A 19,139-nucleotide genomic window follows, 5' to 3' on the forward strand; every position below is an offset into this window, starting at 1 on the left:
CGGGCAAAAGAAGTGGCAGAAATGCCCAAAAAGCTATAATTTCTGCCACTGTTTCTGCCACAATGGAGTCATGATCAAATCAGTGGCAATGATCGTGGTCCCCAACTTCTCGGTCTTCGAGTTTGCGACCGCGTTCGAAGTGTTCGGCATCGACCGCTCGGCGCGTGGCGACGGCGTCCCCGCGTTTGATTTCCGCGTCTGCACCCCGGTGCCGGGCGACGTCCCGATGAAGTCCGGGCTGTCCATGCAGGTGAGTCTGGGGCTGGACTCCGCAGCGGACGCGGACCTGGTCATCATGACCCCCTTCGGCCGTGACGAGGACGTCCCCGAGTCCGTCCTGGACGCGCTGCGGGATGCCCACGCCCGCGGCGCCTGGGTTATGTCCATCTGCTCCGGGGCGTTTGCGCTGGCCCGGGCCGGCCTGCTGGACGGCCGCCGCTGCACCACGCACTGGCACTACTCCCAGGAGCTCGCCAGCCGGTACCCCGCTGCCATAGTGGATGAGAACGTCCTCTACGTCGAGGACAGCAGGATCATCACCAGCGCTGGCACGGCCGCCGGCATCGACGCTTGCCTGCATCTGATCCGGGTGGAATTCGGCGCGAACGTGGCGGCGGGCATAGCCCGCGACATGGTGGTTCCACCGCACCGCGACGGCGGCCAGGCCCAATTCATCGACCGGCCGATCCCGCGGTGCGGTTCCGAGCCCATGGAGGAACTCCTGCAGTGGATGGTGCGTCATCTGGGGGAAGACCATTCGGTCAACGAACTCGCCGCGCGGGTCCACATGTCTCCGCGGACGTTTGCCCGGCGCTTCCGTTCCGAAACGGGAGCCACCCCGGCCGCCTGGCTCAACTCACAGCGAGTGTTGCGGGCCCAGGAGCTGCTTGAGACCACGGACCTCAACATCGACGAAATCGCCCGCGAATCCGGATTCGGCCACTCGGTGCTGCTGCGGCACCACTTCGCCAAGGTGCTGGACACGAGCCCCCAGTCCTACCGCCGGACATTCCGCGGGCACCTGGCCGCCGCAGTCTAGGGGAGGCGCGGCTCCGGCTCTGCCGCGGCCTGGGCTGTCTCGACGAGATCCCGCCACGGCCCGGTGACGGCCTGCTCGGGCAGGGTTGCACGGTGCTGTCCGGCTCGGATGTTGTACAGGAACCGGTCCGGCTGGCCCACGGAGGCGCCCCGGCCTGCCCGTGGGACGGCGTCCCACGGGCAGGCTTCGATCAGCGGCTGCCAGAGGTCCGTGTCCTCCGGTGGCGTGGGCTGCACGGTCCACGTCCGTTTCATGCCGGCTATGCCGCCGCTGCGCTGGACGGTGATTTTCATGGGACGGTGATTTTCATGGGGCGGTGATCTTACTGGGGACGGTGATTTTCAAGATAGTGATTTTCATGGGGCGGTGAACTTCACGGGTCCCGGATGGTCATGAGCTGGGCTTTCGCCGGGCTCCGGGGAGCTTTACCTTCACAGTTTCCCACGCGGAGCGCACGGCGTCATGCTCGGCGGAGTCCGCCCCGAAGAGCTCCTTGGCAGACGCGGCGGTGGCCTTGGCGAACGCGCCGAACGTGGCGGTAGGAGACAGGGTGCCACCTGTCAGGGTCTCGTACCAGATTCGGCCCGGCGCATCCCACGCGTTGCCGCCGAGGGTCGTGGCAACCAGATAGAACGCGCGGTTGGGGATCCCGGAATTGATGTGCACCCCGCCGTTGTCGGCGCTCGTGTGGACATAGCCGTCCATCGAGTCCGGCTGCGGGTCCTTGCCGAGCACGTCGTCGTCGTAGGCCGTTCCCGGGGCCTTCATGGAACGCAAAGCGGTCCCTTGGACCTGGTCCGTGAACAGGCCCTCGCCGATCAGCCAACCGGCTGCGGCCGCCGGCTGCTGCTGGACAAACTGCTCAACAAGCGCCCCGAAGACATCGGACATCGATTCGTTCAGCGCGCCGGCCTGGTTGCGGTACACCAGCCCCGCAGAGTACTGGGTGACGCCATGGGCGAGCTCGTGGCCGATCACGCTCAGTGACTTCGTGAACCGCTGGAACACCTGGCCGTCGCCGTCACCGAAAACCATTTGCTGTCCGTCCCAGAATGCGTTGTCGTACAGGCGGCCGTAGTGGACCGTGGCATCAAGGTGGAGGCCGTTGCCGTCGATCGAGTTCCGGCCGAAGGCTTCGGCGTAGAGGCGGTGGGTGTGCCCCAGCCCGTCATAGGCCTCATCAGCGGCGGGATCACCGGTGGGCGGTTCCCCCTCTTTGCGCACCGCGCTGCCGGGGAGCTGGTCGGTGAACTTGGCGTCGTAGACCGTCCGCTCCGGCGCGGCCGGCTTGGGCTCGCGCAATCCCGGGTGGCTGCCGGGACCGGGCATTGCCCGGGACGCCTGGAAGCTCGGGACGTGGTGCAGGGCTTCCTTCGCCGCGCGGGCGGCGTCGGAGAGCTCCGGCACGCGCTGGGCCGCCAGGCGGCGGAGCATGTAGGGCGGAATGATGGAACAGTGCATGTGAGACCCCTTTGTGCTTCGGCGGGATCCCGACGTGGTGCGGCAGCCGGCACCCAGTCCAGTCGCCCGGCCGCCGGAATCCCGCTGCCGATGCAGACAGCCTACGAGCGGGCGCCGACAATTGGCAGGGTGCCGCGCCCGCTCCTTCGGTCCGCTGTGCTGCGTCTTGCACTTCGTACTGGTGGCCGGCTGAGCCCGGACGTAAAATCACGCATGGAAAAGTTACGGTATTCGGTGACGATCAACGCCCCCGTGCAGGACGTGTGGACCACCATGCTGAACGAAGCCACGTACCGCGAGTGGACCAGCGTATTCGGCGAGTCCTCCTACGAGGGGGACTGGAACCAAGGGAGCGAAATCCGTTTCCTGGGGCACGACGGCGACGGTTCCGTGGCGGGGATGATCGCCACGGTGGAGGAAAACCGGCCGAACGAGCTGATCTCCCTGCGCTACACCGGGCAGGTCGTCAACGGCGAGGATGACACCACGAGCGAGGCTGCGAAGGCCTTTATGGGTTCCCACGAAAAGTACGCCTTCAGCGAGTTCCAAGGGGCAACCACGGTGGACGTGGAGCTTGACAGCGAGGACGAATTCGTCGCCATGTTCGACGACGCCTGGCCGCCTGCCCTGGAGAAGCTCAAGGAGATCGTCGAAACCCGGAACTGACGCCGTATCAACGGCCGACGCGCGGCATCAACGCCCGACGCCATCAACGCCCGACGCCAGGTCGGGCCGGGTCAGGCGGCCCGGCGGTCGAATGCGTCCTGCCACCGGGCATGCTCGAGGTCGGAGTCCAGCCGACGGCTGGCAGTCCACCTGGGCAGGTAGTCCGGCGTGGGCCTGACCTCTGGCCTGGTCTGTGCGGGCCTAGGTTTGGGCTTGACCTCCGGCCGGGTCTGGACGGGTTTGCGCTTGACCTCCGGCCGGGTCTGGACGGGTTTGCGGGGGCGGATCGGCTTCGGCTTCGCTCCTGCAGCGAACGCGATCCACCACCTGATGCAGGTTACAAGTGCCCAAAGGATGAGCCCCGCCAAGATGACTTGCCAGAGAGCGACCACTACCCCAAGGGCGAGCAGCACGACGATCCACATGGTTACACCATTGCATACGCAACGCGCCTGGAAATAGGGTCTTTTTGCCTTATCCCCAAAGCCGGAGACCAGCATCTCCCGCCACAAACACTGTCGGATGCCAAGAGGTGGTTGCCGGCAAGTTGCCGGGCATTTTCCGGGCAAGGGAAAACCCCGCCGTTTCACTGAAACGGCGGGGTTTTGTGTGTGCCCTCGATTGGAATCGAACCAACGACCTTCTGCTCCGGAGGCAGACGCTCTATCCCCTGAGCTACGAGGGCAGTCAGGGTTCCTGCCGTTACCGGCGGGACGTCCTAGAGCTTAGCAGGAAGGTGGGCTCCAAGGGAAAATCGACACTCCCGGCACCTCAGTACCCGGAGAAGGAGTCCACGCGGACCCGCCGCGCCCCGGCCTGGCGGGCGGCGGTGCGGAGGGAACGGACGCTCGCGGGCGAGCCGGACACGTAGACTTCACGGCCGGCGATGTCAGGGACCAGCTCCTTCAGCGCCGCGCCGTCGATCCGGGCCGCGCCGGCGTCCTGCATAAAGGCGGGCGGCGGGGAGCCGTCGGAAAGCCTCGCGATGACCCGCACCCCGGCACGTTCCAGTTCTTCGGCATAGGCGAGCTCGCCGGTGGTCCGGGCGAGGTACAGCAGGACCACGTCGCGGTCCCCGGCGGAGCCGTCGGACAGCTGGGCAAGGTATGGCGTGATGCCGATGCCCGCCGCGATGAGCAGCACCGGCGTTCCGGGATTCCGCGGCAGGACAAAGTCCCCGCCCACAGTCGTGGCCGTCAGCTCGTCGCCGGCCTCCAGGTCAAGGAGCGCCCGCTTGGCGGTGGACAGCGGACCGGCCGTTCCCACACCGATCCTGAGCTCGGCGGAGCCCGGGGGACTGGTCAGGCTGAACACCCGCCGCCGGCCCTTGTGGTCGGCCTTCCCGTGTGGCAGGTTCAGTTCGATGTACTGCCCCGGGGTGAAGCGGAGCGGGCGCTCGGGCTGGAAGCTGAACTCCGTCGTCGTCGGGGTCAACGGCCGGGAGCTGCGGAAGCGGAGCAGGACGCGGCCGCGCTGCCCGGCGATGAAGGCGAGCGCATTGCCCGCCAGCAGCGCAAGCTCCGGGGAGTTGGCCACGAAGCCCAGGTTGTAGGGGACAGCGAACAGCAGGCCGACGACGGCGGCCAGCGCCAGCTGCTGCCACCGGCGCGGCGGCAGGGTGAGCGGCTCGGTCAGCATAAAGCCGACGAAGAACAGCACCGGGCGCTGGGCGATGGGCTGCCATAGCGCTTCGCCCAGGGACATGCCGGCGCGCAGTAGTTCCACGGCCACGGTTGACACCGCCACCAGCGTGAACACCGCCCCCATCAGCAGCTTCCGGACCCGGTACAGGACCAGCAGGGCCCCGGGCAGCACGAGCCAAAGCATCGCGGGGGTCGCGGCCCACCAGGTGGCGATATTGAGTCCCGTCAGCCCGGTGATGAAGGCTCCGGCCGCGGCGGGATTGAAAATGTGCCGGCCGCGCCAGGCCAGGGCGTACTTGGAGGCCGATGCGAGCACGCAGGCCAGGGCAACACCGGCCAGGTCCAGGTACTGCAGCCCTGCCGAGAACTGCGTCGGCCAGAAGAGGAAATAGAGCAGCAACCCCGTGATGAGCGAGGATTCAGAGTGCGGGCGCACGTGGAAGAGCGCTGCAATGGCACGGTTGGAGGCATACGTCAGGCCGAGGCAGAGCGCCAGATGGGCGATCATCTCCGGGAGCCCGAACGTCAGCCACCCGAGCACGTTCAGGAGCAGGCTGTAGCCGGCCAGCACGGCAAGGACCCAGAGGACCAGCCGGTACATCGTGAAGCGGCCCAGCGCCGTGTCCAGCCGTGAACCGATCGGAGTGGAAATTGTGGCGGTCATGAGAACAGCACCCCTTCAAAATCGGCCGAATACTCCGCGTGGCCGTCCGAGTAGACGGTCAGCCACGAACAGTCGAACTCCTGCTGCAGCCGGAACCCGTCGACGAAAAACAGGGCCGTTGCCAGCGCATCGGCCGTCATGGCGCTCGCCGCCATGGCCCAGCTTGCGACGACGGTGCGTACCGGCGCGCCGGTGGTGCCGTCCAGCACGTGATGCAGTCCGTCGCCCCAGGCCCGCCGGTTGGCGGCGGAGGCACAGAGTGCGCCGGTCCCGAGGCTGACGATTCCAATCGCCCGGGCCGGATCGTAGGGATGCTCGAGGCCCACGTCCACCGGCGCGGGCCCGGCGTTGAGCAAATCACCGCTCGCATCGATGAAGTGCTCTCGGACGCCTCCTTCGCGCAGCACGGCCGACAAGAGATCCGCCAGTTGCCCCTTTCCGGCCGCCCCGACGTCGATCACCACCGGGGCGCGGGTGGTCAGCACGGTGCCCTGCCAGTCCAGCACGTCGTCCCAGGGCGGGGCGGGCTGCGGCGGGCCATCCTGGCGCAGGGAGTAGCCGGCGTCGTAGCCGAGGTGTTCCAGGCTGCCGCCAATCAGCGGGGTCATGGCCCCGCCGCTGAGCCGGTACAGGGTTTCGTAGAGCGGCCCCAGGGCCGCGGCCCCGGCGGGAAGCTCGTAGCGTCCCGGCTGCCGCGCGGCGCCCGCGATTAGCGAGTCCGGCCGGAAACGGGACCAGGCGGCGTCGTAATCTGCCACGGTGTCCAGCAGCTGGCGGCGGTGCGCGCCGGAGAGCGGGGACGGCGTCGAGATCTCCCAGCGGGTACCAATCCCGTCGAAGCTGAAGCCCGTCCAGCCCGGATGCGGCACGTTTCCTCCTCCTGCTACTGGCAGGTTACGACTTGCTGCTACGCCTGGGCCTCGGACTTGATCTTTTCCACGGCCTGGTTGAAGCCGCCGCTGGTCAGCGACGAACCGGCCACCTTTGAGACCTTGATCTCGTCGAGCTGCTTGCCGACGATCTGGGACTGGATGCCGCCGGCGAACTCGCCCTGGAACTTCCGGGTGTTCGGGTTGGACGGGTGCTGGGTGATCTTGACGTCGGTCACGGCTCCGCCGGCAAGCGTCAGTTCGACGCCCACGGTCTCGTTGCCGTTCGGTGAGACGTAGTTTCCGTCGGCGCTGTAGGTGCCGTCCTGGTAGCTGCCGCCCGTTGCGGCAGACGGCGCGGCGGAGGTGTTCTGCGGGCCGGAGGCCTGTCCGGGCGCGCAACCAGCCGCGGAACCGGCCAAGGAAAGTCCGGCGATGCCGACGACTACGCTTTTTCGGAGAGAGGTGTTCATGCAGCGGCTCATTTCTCTGGCGACGATCGGATGGGGAGTGAACGCCGAAGCCCGCCAGGGGCGGCCCGCAGCTGACACTCCGATGACGACGTTTCTTTCAGCGTAGTGGTTCACCCTGTGATCCTGCCGCTACAAGCTGTGGTTTTTCCGCAGGCCGCCGGCGGGGTATGACGGGCGCCAAATTCCGCCACCCTGCGGGCCACCGGTAGGCTGGAACTGTGACCCCTGAAGAACTCTCCCTCGCCATATCCGCCTGCCTGAAGGACGCCGTCGCCGCCGGTGAAATCGGGCTTTCCGCATCCGACGTCCCGGATGAGGTGCGCGTTGAGCGGCCGAAGAACCGGGACCACGGCGACTGGGCCACCAACATCGCCCTTCAACTGGCCAAAACAGCCGGCACCAACCCTCGGGAGTTCGCCTCGGTCCTGAGCGCCCGGCTGAAGTCCATCGACGGTGTGTCCGCCGTCGACATCGCCGGCCCCGGGTTCCTGAACATCACCGTTGACGCCGCCGCCGCCGGCGCCCTCGCCAAGGCCATCGTCGAAGCCGGGCCGGCCTACGGCACCAACACCGCGCTCGCGGGCCACACGGTCAACATGGAGTTCGTCTCCGCGAACCCCACCGGGCCGCTGCACATCGGGCACACCCGCTGGGCTGCCCTGGGCGACGCGATCGCACGCGTCCTGCGGGCCTCCGGCGCGGACGTCACGGCCGAGTACTACATCAACGACGCCGGATCGCAGATGAACGTCTTCGCGCACTCCGTGCTTTCGCGGCTCCACGGCCGCGGCGTCCCGGAGGGCGGCTACCCCGGCGAATACATCGCCGATCTTGGCCACGAGGTACTGACCCAGCATCCGGACATCCGTGAACTGACCGACGTCGCCGCGCTGCCGGTGATCCGCGGCGCGGCGTACAAGGCCCAGCTGCACGACATCAAGCGCACCCTCGCCGAGTTCGGCGTCGAATTCGACGTCTACTTCTCCGAGCAGGAACTCCACGACGCCGGAGCGATCGAGGACGCCGTCGCACGGCTCCGGGAGCAGGGCCACGTCTACGACGACGGCGGTGCGGTCTGGCTGCGCACGACGGACTTCGGGGACGACAAGGACCGTGTGATGATCCGCGCGAACGGCGAGCCGACCTACTTCGCCGCTGACGCCGCCTACTACCTGTCCAAGAAAGACCGCGGCTACACGGAAAAGATCTACCTGCTGGGCGCCGACCACCACGGCTACATCAACCGGCTCAAGGCCATTGCCGCCGCCGCCGGCGACGACCCCGAGGTCAATATCGAGGTCCTGATCGGCCAGCTGGTCTCCGTCAACGGCGCCAAGCTCTCCAAGCGTGCCGGAAACATCATTGAGCTCAAGGACCTCATCTCCTGGCTGGGCAAGGACGCGGTGCGTTACTCGCTGGCGCGTTTCCCGGCCGATTCGCCGCTGACGCTGGACCCGGAGCTGCTGAAGAAGCACAGCAACGAGAACCCGGTGTTCTACGTCCAGTACGCGCACGCCCGTTCCCGCGGCACCGCACGCAACGCCGTCGCGGCAGGGGTGGAGCGCCGTGTGGACGGCAAAGACTGCTTCGAGGCGTCCCTCCTGGAGCACGCGACCGAGAACGAACTGCTGTCCCACCTGGGCAGCTACCCGTCGATCGTGGCCAGGGCCGCCGAACTGCGCGAGCCGCACCGCGTGGCCCGCCACCTCGAGGTCATCGCCGGCGCCTACCACCGCTGGTACGATGCCTGCCGGGTGGCTCCGCAGGGCGACGAGCCGATAACCGACCTTAACCGCACGCGGCTGTGGCTCAACGATGCCACGAGCCAGGTGCTGGCGAACGGACTGGAACTGCTGGGCGTCTCGGCGCCGGAACGGATGTAACCGCCATGACCACGAACCCGTCCAACCCTGCCCCGTCCCACCCTGCCGGCGCAGCCTCCCCTCTCGCGCCAAAGTGGCTGCAGGTCCCCGAGGACCTCAATGCCCTGCACGAGCCGATGTGGGCGGCCGGGGTCACCCGGGACGACTCCGGCGAACTCGCCATTGACGGCATTCCCGTCAGCGAGCTCCAGCGCCAGTTCGGCACGCCGCTGTTCGTGATGAGCGAGAACGATTTCCGGGCCCGTGCCCGCGCCTTTTCCGACGCCTTCAACGACGCCTTCGCGGACATCTGCGGGGGAGTGGACGTCTACTATGCCGGTAAATCCTTCCTGTGCACCGCCGTCGTCCGCTGGGTGGAGGAAGAGGGCCTGCGGCTGGACACGGCATCGGGCGGGGAACTCGCCGTCGCCGCGCGCGCCGGGATCCCCGGCGCCGACGTCGCGCTGCACGGCAACAATAAGTCCGACAGCGAGATCCACCGCGCGCTGGACCTGCAGCTGGGCCGGATCGTGGTGGACAGCCTCGCCGAGCTTGAGCGCGTCGCCAAGATCGCCGAAGCCCGCGGAGAAACCGCCAGGGTTATGCTGCGCCTGACCCCGGGCGTCCATGCCCACACCCACGAATTCATCGCCACGGCCCACGAGGACCAGAAGTTCGGCCTTTCCATGGCCGGGGACTCCACCGAACAGGCCGGCTTGTCTGCGGCGGAGGAGGCCGTGGCCGCGGCGTCGGCCTACGCCAGCATTGAACTGCTCGGCCTGCACTGCCATATCGGCTCGCAGATCTTCGAACCGGACGGCTTCGCCCTCGCCGCGGAAAAGCTGCTGGACTTCCTCGCCGCGATGCAGGCCAAGTACTCGATTGTGCTCCCCGAACTGGACCTCGGCGGCGGCTACGGCATCGCCTACACCCCTGTGGATACCCCGCGGCCGGCCGCCGAAATCGCCCAGGCGATGGCCGCCGTCGTCCGCTCCAAGTGCGCCGAACTGGGGATCACCGCACCGCGGATCTCGATCGAACCGGGGCGCGCGATCGTCGGCAGCACCACGTTCACCCTGTACGAAGTGGGTACGCTGAAGACCGTCCGGGTCGACGCCCCGGCGGCCGGCGAATCCGGCGACCCGGAGAAAAACGTTACGTACCCGCGCCGGTATGTGTCGGTGGACGGCGGTATGAGCGACAACCCGCGTCCGGTGCTGTACGACGCGGATTACTCGGCGATTCTGGCCTCGCGGTCCTCGGACGCGGCCCCGGAGCTGTCCCGCGTAGTGGGCAAACATTGCGAGAGCGGCGACATAGTTGTTAGAGATGTATATCTGCCCGAGGACGTGGCAGCCGGTGATCTGCTCGCTGTACCGGGTACCGGCGCCTACTGCTGGGCCCTGTCAAGCAACTACAACTATCTGGCCCGGCCGGGCGTAGTCGCTGTGCGCGACGGATCTGCCCGGCTCATTGTCCGCGGGGAAACCGAAGAAGATCTGCTCAACCGCGACATGGGAGTCTGAATGACCGAATTGCGAACCCTGAAAGTAGCCCTCTTGGGCTGTGGCAACGTCGGGGCCCAGGTTGCGCGGATTCTCCTTGACGACGCCGAGATGCTGGCGTCCCGCGCCGGCGCCCGCCTCGAGCTGGCCGGCATCGCCGTGCGCAACCTCGACGCACCCCGGGACGTCGAGCTGCCGCGCGGGCTGTTCACCACCGACGCCGAGACCCTGGTCAAGGACGCCGATCTGGTGATTGAGCTGATGGGCGGGATCGAACCCGCCCGGACCCTGATCCTGACCGCCATGCGGAACGGTGCCTGCGTGGTCACCGGCAACAAGGCGCTCGTGGCCAAGGACGGTCCCACCCTCCACGAGGAAGCGGACAAGGCCGGCGTGCAGCTGTCCTACGAAGCCGCCGTCGCCGGTGCGATCCCCATCCTGCGGCCCATCCGGGACAGCCTCTCCGGCGACCGGATCACCCGGGTGCTCGGAATCGTCAACGGCACCACCAACTTCATCCTGGACCAGATGGATTCCACCGGGGCCCAGTTCGCCGACGCCCTGGCAGAGGCCCAGCGCCTGGGCTACGCGGAAGCCGACCCCACCGCCGACGTCGAAGGCCACGACGCCGCGTCCAAGGCGGCGATCCTTGCCTCACTGTCCTTCCACACGCGCTTTTCCCTCGACGATGTGTACTGCGAGGGCATCAGCTCCGTCACCGCGGCGGACATCGCCGCGGCGAAGGACGCCGGTTTTGTGATCAAGTTGCTGGCGATCGCCGAAAAGCTGGAGGCCACAGGCGGGGAAACAAGCACGGAAGCAGCCGACGGCAACACCGGCGTCTCCGTGCGCGTGCACCCGACGTTGCTGCCGCGCGAACACCCGCTGGCAGCCGTCCACGGCGCCTTCAACGCCGTCTTCGTCGAGGCTGAAAACGCCGGCGAGCTGATGTTCTACGGCCAGGGCGCCGGCGGCAAACCCACCGCCTCGGCCGTGATGGGCGACCTGATCTCCGCCGCCCGCAGCATCGTCCTGGGCGGCCCCGGCCGCGCAGAGACCACAACCGGCCAGGTTGTTGCGCTTCCCATCACCTCCGCGGTCACCAGCTACTACATCGGCCTGGACGTCGCCGACCAGCCCGGTGTGCTGGCAAAAATCGCCCGTCTCTTCGCGGAGCACGGGGTATCCATTGAAATCATGCGGCAGACCATCCACCGCGATGCCGATTCCAACGTTGAATCAGCAGAACTTCGGATCGTGACCCACCGCGCAAGCGAGGCTGCACTGGCAGCCACCGTCGAGGCCGTCAAGGGCCTGGACGTCATCAATTCCGTTACATCCGTACTGCGGGTAGAAGGAGTCTAAGTGGCTCACCAATGGCGCGGCGTCATCCGCGAATACGCTGAACGTCTGCCCGTGACCGAGGAGACGACGGTCATCACCCTGGGGGAGGGTGGCACGCCGCTCGTCTACGCGCAACAGCTTTCCGCGCTCACCGGCAGTGACGTCTACCTCAAGGTCGAGGGGATGAACCCGACAGGCTCCTTCAAGGACCGCGGCATGACCATGGCCATGACGGCTGCGGTTGCCGCGGGTGCCAAGGCCGTGGTGTGCGCCTCCACGGGCAACACGTCCGCCTCCGCCGCCGCCTACGCCACCGCGGCCGGTCTCAAGTGTGTGGTCCTGGTACCCGAAGGCAAGATCTCGATGGGCAAGCTGAGCCAGGCGATCGCGCACGGCGCAACCCTGCTGCAGGTTGACGGCAACTTTGACGACTGCCTGGACATCGCCCGCAAGCTGGGGGAGTCCTACCCGGTGTTCCTGGTCAACTCGGTCAACCCTGCCCGGATCGAGGGCCAGAAGACCGGTGCCTTCGAGGTGGTCGATTGGCTCGGTGACGCTCCGGACTTCCATGTGCTCCCGGTTGGCAACGCGGGCAACATCACCGCGTACTGGAAGGGCTACAAGGAATACTGCGTGCCCTTCGAGTCCATCACCGCCGGCACGCTGGCCGCGGTCTCCACCCGGACCCCGGTTATGTGGGGCTTCCAGGCTGCCGGCGCGGCCCCGTTCGTCGCAGGCCACCCGATCACGGAACCCGACACGATCGCGACCGCCATCCGGATCGGCAATCCCGCGTCCTGGGACACCGCAGTCGCCGCGCGCGACGAGTCCGGCGGTGTGATCGAGGCCGTGACCGACGAGGAAATCCTGTCTGCCCACCGCTGGTTGTCCGCCCGTGAAGGCGTCTTCGTCGAGCCGGGCTCCGCTGCCGGCGTCGCCGGACTGATTAAGAAGCATGCTGCCGGTGAAGTGCCGTCGGGCAAGACCATCGTCATCACGGTCACCGGCCACGGCCTGAAGGATCCGCAGTGGGCGCTCCGCACCGAGGACGGCAGCGAAGTGCAGCCGGTCAAGGTCGCGAACGACGTGGTCACCGTGGCCACAGCCCTGGGACTGGAAGAAAAATAACCGTGGAAACCACCCTCACCATCCCGGCCGAGTCCGCCGCGGACACGCCGGCGGTTCCGGCCGGTCAGCTCGTGACGGTCCGCGTGCCGGCCACGAGCGCGAACCTCGGTCCCGGATATGACAGCCTGGGCCTGGCGCTGACGCTGTTCGACACCCTGACGGTGGAAACCCTGGACAGCGGCGAGCTGGAGTTCGAGCTCAGCGGGGAAGGCGCGGAGTCCCTGCCGCGCGACGCCAGCCATCTGGTGGTCAAGGCCCTCACGGAGGCCCTGCACCGCCTGGGCTTCCGGCACGAGGGCCTGCGAATTACCGCAGACAACATCAATCCGCACGGCAGGGGACTGGGCTCTTCGGCCAGTGCCGTGGTGGCCGCCGTGACCGCCGCCAATGCCCTCGTCCCCGAGGCATCGCGCCGGGACAGGGACTGGGTCCTGCAGCTGACGAGTGAGATGGAAGGCCATCCGGACAACGTCGCACCTGCGATTTTCGGCGGACTGGCGCTGTCATGGCAGGACAGTGACCAGTACAGCAGCACGTGCGCAGAGGTAGCCGCCGAGGTTATCCCCGTGGTGGCCGTACCTGACTTTGAACTTTCCACCGAAGTGGCCCGGGCGCTGCTGCCCGCCTCGGTGGGCCACCACGCCGCGGCGATGAATTCCGGACGGGCGGCCCTGCTGATCCACGCGCTGACGCATAAGCCGGAATTCCTGCTGGCCGGCACCGAGGACTACCTGCACCAGAGCTATCGCGCGGAGGCCATGCGGCCCAGCGCTGACCTGATCGCCGCGCTGCGGCGCGCCGGCTTTGCCGCCGTCGTCTCCGGAGCCGGTCCCACCGTGCTGGTCCTGGCCAACGGAGAGGCCCAGGCCGAGGCCGCCGTCGAGTTCATCGGCTCCTTCACGGCAGGCAACACGCCGGGCGTGGGCTGGCGTGTGATGAAGCTGGCTGTGGACGTTGAAGGTGCTAAAGTGGAAGTGCACCGGCGGTAATCACGCAGGCGGTAGGTAAAATACCGTTCATAAGACCGCGATGTTGGCCTAGTTGCCTCTCTCATCTTTCACTGCGCAATATTTTCTGGTGCCACCTGCTTTTGGTCTGACGCAGGAATCCGCAGAAAACTATCTCTGCACCCCTGACACGTCAGCCCGCCGTTCCTTATGTTCCGGAACGCGCCAGGTGAATGCAGTATCCGGCCGTGTCGGCCAATATCCATCCGGCAAGGCCGAAATCGCGGCTGCAGATCTGAACTGCAGCCCGGATCAAAATCATCGCGTCCAGCTCCTAGCCTGGACGCCGTCGAGGGGGAAGGATCCTTCGTGACCGAAACCACTGAGCTGTCTTCAGCTGTGGAAACATCATCTTCTGCTGCCGGATCGTCAACGGCAGCACCCGCCAAGAGCAGCGGCCTCGCCGGCCTCAAGCTCGCCCAGCTCCAGGCTCTCGCCAGCCAGCTGGGGATTTCCGGCGGTTCCCGGATGCGGAAGGGCGATCTGGTGACCGCCATTTCCGCCCACCGCGCCGGCACTCCCGTGAGCAAGGCCCCGGCCCGCGCTGCTGAGAAGGCGACCGACAACGGCACCGTCTCCCAGTCCGCGGCTCCGGCTGTTGCACCCGCCACCGACTCCGAGGCCCCGGCCCAGGAAAACCCGCGTGCCCGTGGACGCGGCCGCAGCCGCCGCGCCGGCAGCGACGGCGTCATCACGGCCCCCGCCGCCGAGGCAACATCCGCTCCGGCAGAGGCCCCGGCGGCTCCCGCCGAGTCTGTTGAAACCGGTTCTGCCGCCGAAGTCGGCGAACGCACCCGCCAGCCGCGCACCCGCAACCGCCGCCGCGGCGAAGTGGCCGAGCAGACCGGAGGTCAGGGGACTGCCCAGGGGACTGCCCAGGGGACTGCCCAGGGCACGGCAACCGAGGCTCCTGCCGAGCAGGCGTCCGGCGATCAGCGCCAGGCCGAGCGTGCGGAACAGCGTTCTGATCAGCGCACCGAACAGCGTTCCGATCAGCGCCAGGCCGAACAGGGCAGCGAAGACGGCCAGCGCCGTGAAAACACCCGCACCCGGGGCGGCCGCGACGAGGCTGCCGGCAGCCGCGACAACGCCCGCGACAACCGCGACAACCGCGACAACGACGACAGCGACGGCGGCAGCCGCCGGAACCGCCGCAACCGGCGCGACCGCAACGACCGTTCCGACCGCTCCGGCGGGCAGGACAGCCGCGACAACACCTCGCGCAACGACCGCTTCCGCGACCGCAACGACCGCCGTCGGGGACGCGCCCAGGGACCGGACGTCGACGACGTCGAGGTCACCGAGGACGACGTCCTGCTGCCCGTCGCAGGCATCCTGGACGTGCTGGAGAACTACGCGTTCATCCGCACCTCCGGCTACCTGCCCGGCCCCAACGACGTCTACGTCTCCCTCGCCCAGGTCAAGAAGTACAACCTGCGCAAGGGCGACGCCGTGGTCGGCGCCATCCGTGCACCGCGCGAAGGCGAGTCCCAGCAGGCAAACCAGCAGCAGTCCGCCCGCCAGAAGTTCAACGCACTGGTCCGCGTCACCTCGGTCAACGGCAAGACCCCCGAGGAACTCAAGGACCGCGTCGAATTCGCGAAGCTCGTCCCGCTGTACCCCTCCGAGCGCCTGCGCCTCGAGACGGACCCGAAGAAGATCGGCCCCCGCGTCATCGACCTGGTTGCTCCGATCGGCAAGGGCCAGCGCGGCCTGATCGTTTCGCCGCCGAAGGCCGGCAAGACGCTCATCCTGCAGTCCATCGCCAACGCCATCACCACCAACAATCCTGAGGTCCACCTCATGATGGTGCTCGTTGACGAACGTCCTGAAGAAGTCACGGACATGCAGCGCACCGTCAAGGGTGAGGTCATCGCCTCCACCTTCGACCGGCCCGCCGACGACCACACCACCGTGGCCGAGCTCTCCATCGAACGCGCCAAGCGCCTCGTCGAGATGGGCATGGACGTAGTGGTGCTCCTCGACTCCATGACCCGCCTGGGCCGCGCCTACAACCTGGCGGCACCGGCTTCCGGCCGCATCCTGTCCGGTGGCGTCGACTCGGCCGCGCTGTACCCGCCGAAGCGCTTCTTCGGTGCAGCCCGCAACATCGAAAACGGTGGCTCGCTCACCATCCTGGCCACCGCGCTCGTCGAGACCGGTTCCAAGATGGACGAGGTCATCTTCGAAGAGTTCAAGGGCACCGGCAACATGGAACTGCGCCTGTCCCGCCAGTTGGCCGACAAGCGCATCTTCCCGGCCGTGGACGTCAACGCGTCCGGCACCCGCCGCGAAGAGAACCTGCTTTCCGCCGAGGAAGTCAAGATCATGTGGAAGCTGCGCCGCGTCCTCTCCGGACTCGAAACACAGCAGAGCCTTGAACTGCTGACGAACAAGATCCGGGAGACCCAGAGCAACGTCGAGTTCCTCATGCAGGTGCAGAAGACGACGCTTGGTGCGAAGTCCGATAACGACAAGTAGCTGAGCTCACCGCTCGATAGTGGCGGTGCCGCGCGCTAACGCCGCACGGATTCTTCCGCCCCCGCCCCTACGCCGGGTGGCTTGCGATCTACGATCGCAGGCCACCCGGCTCCGGCAGGCCCGATGCCACTCCCGGGGCGGAAGAATCCGTGCGGCTTCGTCGTTAACTCGCCAGCCGCGCTCCAGTTTTGTTGGCGTAACTAGACTTGTAAGAGTCGAAAGAGGTTTTGAAAATGTTTGAGTCCGTACAGGGCCTGTTGGATGAGCATGATGCTATCCAGGCGCAGCTTGGGGATCCTGCTGTCTACGCTGACCAGAAGCTTGCCCGGAAACTGGGGCGGCGCTCGGCTCAGCTTAATGGCATCGTTGAGGCGTACCATGCCTGGCACGGCATCCAGGATGACCTTGCGGCTGCCAAGGAAATGGCGGACGAGGACCCCGAGTTTGCCGCGGAGGTGCCGGAGCTTGAGGCCGCGCTGGACTCTGCTGCGGCGAAGCTGCGCCGGCTCCTGATTCCCCGCGATCCCGACGACGCCCGCAACGTGATCCTCGAAGTCAAGGGCGGCGAAGGCGGCGACGAGGCTGCCCTGTTCGCGGCCGACCTGCTGCGCATGTACACCCGGTACGCGGAATCCCGCGGCTGGAAGACCGAGATGATCTCTGCCAACGAATCCGACCTGGGCGGCTACAAGGATGTCCAGGTGGCCATCAAGGGCACCTCGAACGATCCCGCCGAGGGGGTCTACGCGCGGCTGAAGTTCGAAGGCGGCGTGCACCGGGTGCAACGTGTGCCCGTGACGGAATCCCAGGGCCGTATCCACACCTCGGCCGCCGGCGTGCTGGTGCTCCCGGAAGTGGACGAGCCCGAAGAGCTCGAGATCAACCAGAACGACCTGAAGATCGACGTGTACCGTTCCTCCGGCCCCGGCGGCCAGTCCGTGAACACCACGGACTCCGCCGTCCGGATCACCCACCTTCCCACCGGCATTGTGGTGGCCATGCAGAACGAGAAGTCGCAGCTGCAGAACCGCGAGGCCGGCATGCGCGTCCTCCGCGCCCGCATCCTGGCGCACCAGCAGGAGCAGATCGACGCCGAGAACTCGGCCCAGCGCAAGTCGCAGATCCGCACCATGGACCGCTCGGAGCGCATCCGGACCTACAACTACCCGGAAAACCGGATCGCGGACCACCGCACCGGTTACAAGGCCTACAACCTGGACCAGGTCATGAACGGCGACCTGGAGCCGGTCATCCAGTCGGCCATCGAGTTGGACGAACAGGCCCGGCTCGACGCCATCGGCGACTAGTCCGGCCGCCGTCGTGATGACAGAAGGAACCGGGCAGAGCCTCGCGGAGGCAGTCCGCGAGGCCGCCTCCACGCTTGCCGCCGCCGGCGTCCCGAGCCCCCGCGTCGACGCCGAACTCCTGGCCGAGCACCTCCTCGGCGTCGGGCTCGGCCGGCTGCGCGCCCTGATGCTGGGCGACACGCCGGCGCCGGAGGGGTACCAGGACCTCATCGCCGAGCGGGCCCGGCGCATTCCGCTGCAGCACATCACCGGCGTCGCGCATTTCCGCTACCTGGAACTGGCCGTCGGACCGGGAGTCTTCATTCCCCGGCCGGAAACGGAATCCGTGGTGCAGCTGGTGATTGACCGGCTGCAGGGCATGGCGCATCCCAAGGTGGTGGATCTTGGCACCGGGTCCGGGGCCATCGCGGGATCGATCGCGCACGAGGTCCCCGACGCGGAGGTCCACGCCGTCGAGTTCAGCGAGTTTGCGCACGCCTGGGCCGCAAGGAACCTGTTGCCACTCGGGGTCCACCTCATCCGCGGCGACCTGCGTGACGCCTTGCCCGGGCACAACGGGACGTTCGACGTCGTCGTCTCCAATCCTCCGTACATCCCCGCCGAAGCCATCCCCAACGAACCCGAGGTGGCGCTGCACGATCCGCCCGAGGCGCTGTACGGCGGGGGAGCGGACGGCATGGAACTTCCGACGGCGGCGGCCACCTCCGCGGCCCGGCTGCTGGTCCCCGGAGGGTACTTCGTGATGGAACACGCCGAAGTCCAGGCCGGCTGGATCGCCGCCATGCTTGAGCGCTCCGGGCTGTGGGACGCAGTGACCACGCACCACGACCTCAACGGCAAGGACCGGGCCACGAGCGCCGTCCTGGCCGGGCCGGCCGCCTGAGCGTGGGCCGGGCAACGCACGAAGTGATGAAAGAATAGGCCAGTGACCACTAGCTACGATTGCACGGCAGCCGAGCAACGCGCTGCCGGACTTGAACATGCCCAGCGGGCCATCCGGGAGCACAAATGCGTGGTCTTCCCGACGGACACCGTGTACGGGATCGCCGCCGACGCGTTCTCGCCCCTCGCCGTGACCCTGCTGCTGGCGTCCAAGGGCCGCAGCCGCAAGATGCCGCCGCCCGTCCTCATCCCCAGGCTCAATGCCCTCGACGGCCTCGCCACGGATGTCCCGGCCGAGGCGAGGCGCCTCGCGGAGGCCTTCTGGCCCGGGGGACTGACGCTCATCCTGCACGCCCAGCCGTCCCTGGACTGGGATCTCGGTGAAACCAAGGGCACCGTCGCCCTGCGGATCCCGGCCGACGACGTCGCCCAGGACCTGCTCACGCTCACCGGGCCGCTGGCCGTCTCCTCGGCGAACCGCACGGGCCAGGCGGCGGCGCAGACCGCCGCCGACGCCGAAGCCCAGCTTGCCGAATCGGTGGAGGTCTACCTCGAAGGCGGGCCCCGCCCGGCCGAAGGTGCCGAGGCCCTGCCCTCCACCATCGTTGATGCCACCGCCGTTCCGCTGCGGGTGGTCCGCCAGGGCGCCATCAGCCTTGAGCGGCTGCGTGAAGTTGTCCCGGGCGTGCTGGGCGTCGGCGAGGAGCCTTCCGCCGTCGAACCGCCTGAAACCCCCGAAACCGCTGAAACCTCCGAGACCGCCGAAACCCCCGAAACGCCCGCCGTCGACGATTCCCCGAGGAACTGA

General features: G+C 67.5%; 17 protein-coding genes and 1 tRNA gene. 11 read left to right on the forward strand and 7 right to left on the reverse strand.

The genetic code is table 11. The features are described 5' to 3' along the window. Positions 1–70: 70 nt before the first annotated feature. On the forward strand, positions 71–1,039 hold the full coding sequence (locus ASE96_RS03665; protein WP_056426048.1) for a GlxA family transcriptional regulator: 969 nt from the start codon (positions 71–73) through the stop codon (positions 1,037–1,039). Here ASE96_RS03665 and ASE96_RS03670 read toward each other — a convergent pair. Beyond that, positions 1,036–1,332 (reverse strand): protealysin inhibitor emfourin, encoded by a 297-nt coding sequence (locus ASE96_RS03670; protein ID WP_056426051.1) that lies wholly within the window; start codon positions 1,330–1,332, stop codon positions 1,036–1,038. The two genes, ASE96_RS03665 and ASE96_RS03670, sit on opposite strands and share 4 nt — an antisense overlap. Positions 1,333–1,429: 97 nt before the next feature. Beyond that, on the reverse strand, positions 1,430–2,500 hold the full coding sequence (locus ASE96_RS03675; protein WP_056426054.1) for a M4 family metallopeptidase: 1,071 nt from the start codon (positions 2,498–2,500) through the stop codon (positions 1,430–1,432). 213 nt (positions 2,501–2,713) lie between these two features. Between ASE96_RS03675 and ASE96_RS03680 the strand changes: the two genes are divergently transcribed. Further along, the gene (locus tag ASE96_RS03680) at positions 2,714–3,166 is read left to right on the forward strand and encodes an SRPBCC family protein (RefSeq protein ID WP_162238811.1); all 453 of its coding nucleotides are present in this window, start codon (positions 2,714–2,716) and stop codon (positions 3,164–3,166) included. A gap of 71 nt (positions 3,167–3,237) precedes the next feature. Here the strand turns inward: ASE96_RS03680 and ASE96_RS03685 are convergent, their stop codons facing one another. From ASE96_RS03685 to ASE96_RS03705, 5 genes are all read right to left on the reverse strand, one after another. Then, positions 3,238–3,591 (reverse strand): hypothetical protein, encoded by a 354-nt coding sequence (locus ASE96_RS03685; RefSeq protein ID WP_056426062.1) that lies wholly within the window; start codon positions 3,589–3,591, stop codon positions 3,238–3,240. 187 nt (positions 3,592–3,778) lie between these two features. Next, positions 3,779–3,851: transfer RNA gene (locus ASE96_RS03690), tRNA-Arg, on the reverse strand. A gap of 86 nt (positions 3,852–3,937) precedes the next feature. Further along, positions 3,938–5,473, reverse strand: coding sequence for a ferredoxin--NADP reductase (locus ASE96_RS03695; protein ID WP_056426065.1), 1,536 nt, complete (start codon positions 5,471–5,473; stop codon positions 3,938–3,940). Further along, the gene (locus ASE96_RS03700) at positions 5,470–6,342 is read right to left on the reverse strand and encodes an FAD:protein FMN transferase (RefSeq protein WP_056426068.1); all 873 of its coding nucleotides are present in this window, start codon (positions 6,340–6,342) and stop codon (positions 5,470–5,472) included. The genes ASE96_RS03695 and ASE96_RS03700 overlap by 4 nt, the downstream gene beginning before the upstream one ends. Positions 6,343–6,380: 38 nt before the next feature. Next, positions 6,381–6,815 carry an FMN-binding protein gene (locus ASE96_RS03705; protein WP_056426071.1) on the reverse strand — a complete coding sequence of 145 codons (435 nt, stop codon included), beginning with the start codon at positions 6,813–6,815 and terminating at the stop codon, positions 6,381–6,383. Between the two features lie 218 nt (positions 6,816–7,033). Here ASE96_RS03705 and argS point away from each other — a divergent pair, with 218 nt between their 5' ends. The 9 genes from argS to ASE96_RS03750 all read left to right on the forward strand — a co-directional run bounded on the left by argS (position 7,034) and on the right by ASE96_RS03750 (position 19,139). After that, entirely contained in the window at positions 7,034–8,698 is a 1,665-nt protein-coding gene (gene argS / locus ASE96_RS03710; RefSeq protein ID WP_056426077.1) for an arginine--tRNA ligase, read from the forward strand. 5 nt (positions 8,699–8,703) lie between these two features. Then, positions 8,704–10,203 (forward strand): diaminopimelate decarboxylase, encoded by a 1,500-nt coding sequence (gene lysA / locus ASE96_RS03715; protein ID WP_056426080.1) that lies wholly within the window; start codon positions 8,704–8,706, stop codon positions 10,201–10,203. Then, complete coding sequence (locus ASE96_RS03720) at positions 10,204–11,547, forward strand: homoserine dehydrogenase (RefSeq protein ID WP_056426083.1); 1,344 nt, start codon at positions 10,204–10,206, stop codon at positions 11,545–11,547. Further along, a complete protein-coding gene (gene thrC / locus ASE96_RS03725; protein ID WP_056426086.1) occupies positions 11,548–12,654 on the forward strand; it encodes a threonine synthase in 1,107 nt (368 codons plus the stop codon). A gap of 2 nt (positions 12,655–12,656) precedes the next feature. Continuing rightward, complete coding sequence (gene thrB / locus ASE96_RS03730; protein ID WP_235500094.1) at positions 12,657–13,643, forward strand: homoserine kinase; 987 nt, start codon at positions 12,657–12,659, stop codon at positions 13,641–13,643. A gap of 327 nt (positions 13,644–13,970) precedes the next feature. Then, complete coding sequence (gene rho / locus ASE96_RS03735) at positions 13,971–16,142, forward strand: transcription termination factor Rho (protein ID WP_056426089.1); 2,172 nt, start codon at positions 13,971–13,973, stop codon at positions 16,140–16,142. A gap of 233 nt (positions 16,143–16,375) precedes the next feature. Continuing rightward, positions 16,376–17,449, forward strand: coding sequence for a peptide chain release factor 1 (gene prfA / locus ASE96_RS03740; protein WP_056426093.1), 1,074 nt, complete (start codon positions 16,376–16,378; stop codon positions 17,447–17,449). Between the two features lie 16 nt (positions 17,450–17,465). After that, positions 17,466–18,332, forward strand: a complete 867-nt coding sequence (gene prmC, locus ASE96_RS03745; protein ID WP_056426097.1) for a peptide chain release factor N(5)-glutamine methyltransferase — start codon at positions 17,466–17,468, stop codon at positions 18,330–18,332. Positions 18,333–18,374: 42 nt separating this feature from the next. After that, on the forward strand, positions 18,375–19,139 hold the full coding sequence (locus tag ASE96_RS03750; protein ID WP_082492548.1) for an L-threonylcarbamoyladenylate synthase: 765 nt from the start codon (positions 18,375–18,377) through the stop codon (positions 19,137–19,139).

The organism is Arthrobacter sp. Leaf69, assembly GCF_001422645.1.
In the GTDB taxonomy this organism is placed as follows: Bacteria; Actinomycetota; Actinomycetes; order Actinomycetales; family Micrococcaceae; genus Arthrobacter.